The sequence below is a fragment of the Mucilaginibacter sp. P5_A4 genome, from assembly GCF_056400605.1.
The window spans coordinates 174,274-180,332 of record NZ_JBFUKX010000006.1; the positions used below are offsets into that span (position 1 = coordinate 174,274).

Consider the following 6,059-nt stretch of genomic DNA (forward strand, 5'->3'; position numbering starts at 1 on the left):
GCCCATCGCGTTTATTTAATTAATAATAGATGTATGAATAAGATATTACTCTACAATCCTAAAAGCGCTGTTGCCAAGCACCGCATCCCTAATTCTATTTTAAATATCGCAGCCTCTGTTGAGGGCAGGTACGACTGGGTGATAGTTGACGGTAATCGCGAGGCAGATCCATTCCAAAAGATCGAAAGCTATTTAAAAACCGGCGAGTTTGGCTATGTTGGTTTTACAGTTATGCCAGGCCCGCAACTGCGGGAAGCCATTCCTTTATCAAAAAAAATAAAAGAAAAATACCCTTATACCATCATGATATGGGGAGGATACTTCCCCTCGAGTCAGCCAAATGCGGTTTTAAGCTCTGGGTTTGTCGATTTTATTGTCAACGGCCCCGGGGATCACGCCTTCCCGCAATTGATAGATGCCCTTGAAAATCATGAGCCCTATGGGTTTATTAAAAACCTGATCTATAAAGCTGATAGCAAAATCACCAAAACAATTAAGGAAGACCTGTTAGACCAGGATGCTTTACCGCCATTGCCTTATGATAAACTTAATACTTTTTATCCTATAGACAAATACCTGGGTAAAACTTATTTAGGCGAGCATACCATGGCTTACCACTCCAGCATAGGCTGCCCGTTTACCTGTTCTTTTTGCGCTGTGGTGCCCATTTATGAAGCCCGCTGGAAAGCAAAATCGGCAAAAGCTGTTTATAAGGATATTAAGTACATTAAAGACAGGTGGGGTGCAGATGCCATAGAGTTTCATGATAATAACTTCTTTGTGTCAGAAAAAAGAACCGTTGAGTTTGCAAAACTGATAGAACCCGAAAACATGACATGGTGGGGAATGGCCCGTATTGATACCATGGATAAGTTCAGTGATGCCTCGTTGGCGCAGATCCGTAAAGCCGGCTGCAAGATTATTTTTTTTGGCGCAGAGAGCGGCAACAACGACATTTTGGAGCAGCTGGATAAAGGCGGCACGCAAACCGGCGAACAGATCATTCATTTTGCCGAACGATTAAAGAAGTTTGATATCATCCCCGAATATTCATTTGTTTTGGGAACACCGGCTCCGACAGCAGAAAAGGTGCAGGCACAGATAGATTTCGAAATAGATTTTATAAAAAAGGTTAAGGCTGTAAATCCACATACCGAGATTGTATTATATACCTACACGCCCGTACCTACCGAAGGTTCTGAACTATACAGACAGGTTCAGGAGCAGGGTTTTAAATATCCACAGGCTCTGGAAGATTGGATGAGCCCGGCCTGGGAAAACTTCGATATGCGCAAAAACCCGCTCACCCCATGGTTAAAACCCCAAATGGTAGATAAGATAAGAAATTTTGAAACCGTATTGAATGGCGTATACCCAACGGTTACCGATATAAGGCTTAGTAATTTGAAAAGAAAGCTGATGACGTTTATTTCGGGTTTACGGTATAAGGCCGGCCTCTACAAGTACCCTTACGAAATAAAATTGCTGCAAAGATTCTGGAAATACAGGCAGCCCGAAATACAGGGATTTTAATTAACTCACAAAACCATTGAAGACCAACAGAAATAATATAGCCCCCAATTTAACCCAAACTGCCGGTGAGGCATTTGAGGAAATGTACGTTGCTGTGCGCGATAAGGAAGGAAGATTATACAGCGATAAACAGGTAGCCCGTTTGCCCGATATTGATGCAGGGCATAAGTATTACAAAGAATGGAAAATAAGAAAGCGTTCTTCGGAGCAACTTATCAATCACCTTAAAAAAGAGCAAAGGTCACTTAACATCCTCGAAGTAGGCTGTGGTAATGGCTGGCTTTCGTCAAAGCTTGCCAATATCCCGAATGCCAGTATAACCGGGCTTGATCCTAACCGGATAGAAATTGAACAGGCACAGCGCGTATTTATAAAGCCCAACCTGAAATTTATCCACGGTTCATTTGATAGAAATACATTTAACGGTTCTGTAAAATTTGATGTGATCATATTTGCGGCTTCAATACAATATTTCCCCTCATTAAAAGATGTAATTGCTGATGCTTTTGCACTAATGAGCAAGGCCGGAAGAGTGCATATAACCGATACTCACTTTTACCATGCACAGGAATTGGAAACTGCACAGGCAAGAACCCTGGAGTATTACAACTCCCTGGGTTTCCCGGAAATGGCAGCTAAATATTTTCATCTTCCCTTAAAAAACATCATGCATTTTAAGCACAGAACTATGTTTGATCCAACCACCTTTTGGAACAGGCTGACCAGGAAAGGTGTTTTTTACTGGATTAAATTAAAACCCTAAAAAAATGACAGTGCAAACCATATTACATACTTTTAAGCGCTACCGTACCCTGCAAACACACAGGATATCGGCGCTGCCTATTGTAATATTAATGCCCCATAGCGCCTGTAATTGCCGTTGTGTAATGTGCGATATCTGGAAAGACAATAAAAACCTAAAGCAGCTTACAGTTGACGATATCAGCAGTTTATTAGCGGCCCTTAAATCATTGGGCACCAAACAGGTGCTCATGTCGGGCGGGGAAGCTTTGCTGAACAGCAACTTCTTTGTATTGTGCAGGATTTTAAAAGACGCCGGGATCAGCGTAGTATTGCTTACTACCGGCTTATCAATAAAAAACAACGCCGATGATATTTTAAAATACGTTAGCGAGGTAATTGTATCCATTGATGGCGATGAAGCGTTGCACGATGCCATCAGGAACATTCCCAATGCCTTTAAAAAGCTTAAGGAAGGGGTGGAGCATATCAAAAAACTAAACCCTTCCTACCGCATTACCGGGCGTACGGTTATTCACCGCCTTAATTACCGCAACTGGCCGGCTATCATAACCGAAGCCACAAAGATGGGACTAAACCAGGTAAGCTTTTTACCTGCCGATGTTAGCAGTCATGCTTTCAACCGCCAGCAAGCCTGGGCTGAGCCAAAGCAGCACGAGATCCTGTTATCAGAAAAAGAACTGCCCGAACTTTGCGAAGTCATCAACTCTTTATTTACCGAATTTGATAAAGAATTTCAAAACGGTTTTATTGCCGAAAGCAAGGAGAAAATCCAGGACATATATCATTACTACGCGGCCTTTTATGGCTTAAATGAATTCCCGTTTAAAAAATGCAACGCACCCTGGGTATCTACCGTTGTGGAAGCGGATGGTACGGTAAGGCCCTGTTTTTTTTTAGAATCAATGGGTAATATCAGGGATACCTCATTAATCAACATATTGAATAGCCCGGAGGCTATCGGGTTTCGCAGGTCATTAAATACGTCAACGCATCCTACCTGTGTAAAATGCGTTTGCTCGCTTAACCTGTCGCCATTAACTCATCTGTCTTAAATTTATGGAACAGCTAAATAAAATATTATTCACACATTCCTATTTTTTACGGTTTGATCCCAAGCAATGGGCCATGGGGCAACCATATGCGCCTTTGGGAACTTTGTATGCTGCTTCAAATATGCGTGCCAACGGTTATGAAGTTTCGTTTTTTGATAACATGTTCTCGCACTCGGCAGAAGAGGTTATACCTGCTATTGAACAAACCCGGCCCGGCTTTTTTGTAATTTATGATGACGGGTTCAATTACCTCACCAAAATGTGCCTTACCAATATGCGCGAGGCTGCTTTTAAAATGTGTAAACTGGCCAAAGAGCATGGTTGCACCGTGATAGTTTCCAGCTCAGATTCAACCGACCGGTATAAAGAATATTTAAATGAAGGCGCTGATTTTGTGATTATCGGAGAAGCCGAACAAACCCTGCTTGAGCTTGCAAGCGCTATTAAAAACGGCGCTGAAGATGTTTCGCAAATACAAGGGCTTGCTTATTTAAAGGATGGTGTGCCGTTCAAAACCGTAGCGCGCCCTGTATTAAAAGATCTGGATACATTGCCTTTACCAGCTTGGGATTTAATTGATATCAGCCCTTACCGAGAAAGCTGGACGAAACATGTCGGCTATTTTTCCATGAACGTTGGTACCACACGCGGCTGTCCGTTCAAATGCAACTGGTGTGCCAAGCCTATTTATGGTAACCGGTACAATTCCCGCAGTCCCGAAAATGTAATTGCGGAGCTCAAGCTTTTGAAAAGGATGTTCAACATGGATCATATCTGGTTTTGCGACGATATCTTTGGATTGAAGCCCGGTTGGGTAAAACAGTTTGCCAAACTGGTTGAGCAGGAAGGCCTGCAGCTGAAATACAAGATCCAATCCCGCGCCGACCTGCTATTGGTTGATGAAGAGGTAAGCGCAATGGCTTCATCGGGTTGCGATAATGTGTGGATAGGTGCCGAAAGTGGTTCGCAAAAGGTATTGGACAATATGGATAAGGGAACTACCATTGAGCAGATTTCCACCGCAACGCTGTTAATGAAAAAGCATGGTATAAAACCTTCATTCTTTATCCAATTCGGCTATCCCGGCGAAACCAAAGAGGATATCGCTCTTACTATCAGCATGATCAATGAACTGTTACCGCATGAAATAGGTATATCTGTATCATACCCGCTACCAGGTACATTATTCTATGAAAAAGTTAAGGCCGGTATGCAGCAAAAAACCAACTGGACAGATTCTGACGAGATGGCATTGATGTTTAGCAACACTTTTAGTCCGGCTTATTATAAGCAACTGCACAAATATGTACACCAGAATTACCATTTGCACCTGGCTAAATATAACCTGGTTAAACTGCTGAAAAACCCGTTGAACTCCAATATAAAACGCCTCAGAAAGGCGGCATCATTTATATACCACGTACCGGCTACATTGATAGCAGGTTTTAAATTAACTAAATTAGAAAAAGCGGTATGAGTGAGATTAGCCTGATAAACAATGAGACTAATGCTTCTGATGCGTTCGGCAGGCAATCGGGTGTATTTGATGAAATTTACTCAAACAATACCATCATTAATTATAAAAGGAAAAGGGTAAGGGAGCATGTAATGCCATATTTAAAACCCGGCAGCAGGATACTGGAACTTAACAGCGGCACCGGCGAAGATGCTCTATTTTTTGCCCAACAAGGGCATTATGTTCATGCTACTGATGTATCAACGGGGATGCAAAATGTGCTTAAGCAAAAATCTGCACCTTACCGCGATCGTATCAGCTTTGAAACCTGCTCATTTACCCAGCTTAATCTATTAAAGCAAAAAGGGCCGTATGACCATATTTTCTCAAACTTCGGCGGTTTAAATTGTACGGGGGAACTGGATAAGGTTTTATTATMATTTGATGCACTTTTAAAACCCGGAGGAAAAGTAACACTGGTTATCATTTCGCCATTTTGCTTATGGGAAACATTACTTGTTTTTAAGGGAAAGTTTAAAACCGCGTTCAGGCGTTTATTTAGCAGCAAAGGCAGGCTGGCTCACGTAGAAGGCGCTTACTTTAAATGTTTTTATTATAATAAATCATTTATTATCAACAAATTATATAATTCATTTAAAGTTTTAGGAGTGGAGGGTTTATGCACCATAGTACCTCCGTCATACATAGAGGGCTTTGCCGAAAAGCATCCTAAAATCTATAAATTCCTGATGAATAAGGAAGACAAACTAAAAAGCACATGGCCCTGGAAGCATATGGGCGATTACTTTATCATCTCGCTGGAAAAGAAATAGGCACGCTCCGTGATTTTTTTACCGAAGGCGCCTGCTTTATCAATTAGCCACACTATGCTGATTTTCTTCCAATAATTGCGCAACTTTAGTTTCAAAGCGACTTATTAATTTAAACTGGAAGTTTTCAGGATCGGGTTTGGCAAAATGTTTACCTGTTGCCATAGCCAACAGGGTGCCATGGCTGTTCAGTCTTTTTTGTTGTGTTTTAAGGTTCCACCTGCCCGCAGTAATGTTCATTAATTTATCATCCAATCTATCACCCAGTTTATTGTTTAGTAAAAATTCAATTAAACTTTTTAAAATGGTTATTTTTAATGATTTAGCCGTCGACATCCGCATAATATGATTAGGCAGATATTTGCGTGTCCAGGCATTTGCAACAAAAAAATCGGCAAAGGTGGTATCACCCTGTATTGGTAT

At 41.5% G+C, this 6,059-nt stretch carries 6 protein-coding genes; 5 read left to right on the forward strand and 1 reads right to left on the reverse strand.

Going from position 1 to position 6,059, the window contains the following annotated elements; genetic code table 11:
* The first annotated feature begins 33 nt into the window (after positions 1-33).
* From AC1DQW_RS06375 to AC1DQW_RS06395, 5 genes are read left to right on the forward strand one after another with little or no spacing between them, the layout of a single operon-like run.
* A complete protein-coding gene (locus AC1DQW_RS06375) occupies positions 34-1,533 on the forward strand; it encodes a B12-binding domain-containing radical SAM protein (protein WP_477453316.1) in 1,500 nt (499 codons plus the stop codon).
* 16 nt (positions 1,534-1,549) lie between these two features.
* Positions 1,550-2,296, forward strand: a complete 747-nt coding sequence (locus AC1DQW_RS06380; protein ID WP_477453317.1) for a class I SAM-dependent methyltransferase — start codon at positions 1,550-1,552, stop codon at positions 2,294-2,296.
* A gap of 4 nt (positions 2,297-2,300) precedes the next feature.
* Entirely contained in the window at positions 2,301-3,350 is a 1,050-nt protein-coding gene (locus AC1DQW_RS06385; protein WP_477453318.1) for a radical SAM protein, read from the forward strand.
* A gap of 4 nt (positions 3,351-3,354) precedes the next feature.
* Positions 3,355-4,827 (forward strand): B12-binding domain-containing radical SAM protein, encoded by a 1,473-nt coding sequence (locus tag AC1DQW_RS06390; protein ID WP_477453319.1) that lies wholly within the window; start codon positions 3,355-3,357, stop codon positions 4,825-4,827.
* Entirely contained in the window at positions 4,824-5,639 is an 816-nt protein-coding gene (locus AC1DQW_RS06395) for a class I SAM-dependent methyltransferase (RefSeq protein ID WP_477453320.1), read from the forward strand. The genes AC1DQW_RS06390 and AC1DQW_RS06395 overlap by 4 nt, the downstream gene beginning before the upstream one ends.
* Before the next feature lie 39 nt (positions 5,640-5,678).
* On the opposite strand, the gene AC1DQW_RS06400 is transcribed toward AC1DQW_RS06395, so the two are convergent.
* The coding region (locus AC1DQW_RS06400) for a hypothetical protein (RefSeq protein WP_477453321.1) at positions 5,679-6,059 on the reverse strand (381 nt) is incomplete at its 5' end.

Coding starts and splice junctions, on each gene's coding strand:
- AC1DQW_RS06390 (WP_477453319.1), top strand. CDS start 3,355: ATGGAACAGCTAAATAAAATATTATTCACACATTCCTATTTTTTACGG.
- AC1DQW_RS06385 (WP_477453318.1), top strand. CDS start 2,301: ATGACAGTGCAAACCATATTACATACTTTTAAGCGCTACCGTACCCTG.
- AC1DQW_RS06375 (WP_477453316.1), top strand. CDS start 34: ATGAATAAGATATTACTCTACAATCCTAAAAGCGCTGTTGCCAAGCAC.